This is a genomic window from Bradyrhizobium sp. SZCCT0153 (assembly GCF_018129995.1).
Lineage (GTDB): Bacteria > Pseudomonadota > Alphaproteobacteria > Rhizobiales > Xanthobacteraceae > Bradyrhizobium > Bradyrhizobium japonicum_G.
This window is the reverse complement of the sequence record NZ_JAFCKS010000012.1, coordinates 78281-79553: the sequence shown is the minus strand read 5'-3', so window position 1 is coordinate 79553 and position 1273 is coordinate 78281. Positions and strand designations below refer to the sequence as shown.

Sequence of the window (1273 nt, the reverse complement as noted above, 5' to 3'; positions counted from 1 at the left end):
CCCTCTAAGGTGCTAAAGTCTTTGTTCATTGCAGCGCCTCCTTCGAACGACGAGTTGGCGGCGTAAATAAATTTTATGGTACCTTAAATCGACCTTAACTGCGAAATTATGACACGGCCGCAGACCGCCCACAAGCGTTTTGGCCCCTTCAGCGATCATCGGTTATTTGCGAGATCGGCTCCTATGAGTTTACTCCGCGGTCAGCGGGAGTGCGCTGCCCGCGCGTTGAAAATACGGCTCTTTTCCACTCAGTAATCGTGTGTTCTCAACAGCATGGACTCGTTCTAGCCGTGTTTAAAGTCGTGAGCATCCGCGATTTGAAACGCGTTACTATTCGCAGCGGCACGATATCAATAGTTGTAAAACATGGCCGATACCACGAAACGAGTGTGTGCGTTATTTAGTGGCATTGTCGAATTGCAGCCTATTTTGCGATTGCTCGATCTCAAGCCCGGAACGGCGTTTGAAGCCCAATCGCGCAGCGAGACTACTGTGCCGAAGATCGCCCTGTCGCGAGCGGCGTCACCACCTCGTCATCGAAGATGGTTGCGTGTCTGTGCTTGGGCATACGGCAACCTGAAAGTGGGCCTCCACAAACGCGGTATCCCCATCAGCATGGCCGGGACCGCTGCCAGAAGCGCAAGGCGCAAGAGAGGAACCCGCTATGATTGCATCCGCATTAGCGGCGCTGGTCTCGACACCCACGCAAGAGTTACGCGGTGCGGCCGCCCATGGTTCAACCCGCGCCGCTCGAGCGCCCGGTAGGATCGCGCAGTTCATCCCGAGGCTTGGGGCAACGGTTGCTCGTCGATACGGGGTATTACGCCGACCCTATTCCGCGCTACTTTCGCGATCTCCGGTCGAAGAGATCTGGACATGGAAACCTTTTGCCTCGATGGCGCGGATCAGTTTTTCGAGGCTCATCTGATCGATCCGCATCAAGGGACTGTCGGACGGGCCCTGATCCTGCTCACTCACGAGGTGGACACCGTTTTCAAGAAACTCAGAGCTGACGTTGAGCACCTTTGCCACAGCCTTTATCGTAGCGGGCTTCGGAACCCTGCCCCGCTTCTCCCAGTGCCAGATGGCGGGTGGCGTCACGTCGATCCGTCTGGCCAGCTCTGTGATGGTCATCGACCGATCTTCTCGCAGCTGTTTCAAGCGCGAACCAAAGCTGGCAACCAATTTGTTCTTGATTTTAGGCACGGGTAAATTCCATTTTTATGTGTAGGGGTCAGCGTTGGCGACCAGAAGTAGGCAAGATTAGGATTTT

The 1273-nt window shown here is 55.1% G+C and carries 1 protein-coding gene; it reads right to left on the bottom strand.

Features of this window, described 5'->3' with window-relative positions; all coding sequences use genetic code 11:
- Nucleotides 1–831: 831 nt before the first annotated feature.
- Nucleotides 832–1206: a helix-turn-helix domain-containing protein gene (locus tag JQ572_RS32440; protein ID WP_211386900.1), complete on the bottom strand. Its 375-nt coding sequence runs from the start codon at nucleotides 1204–1206 to the stop codon at nucleotides 832–834.
- Nucleotides 1207–1273 lie beyond the last annotated feature (67 nt).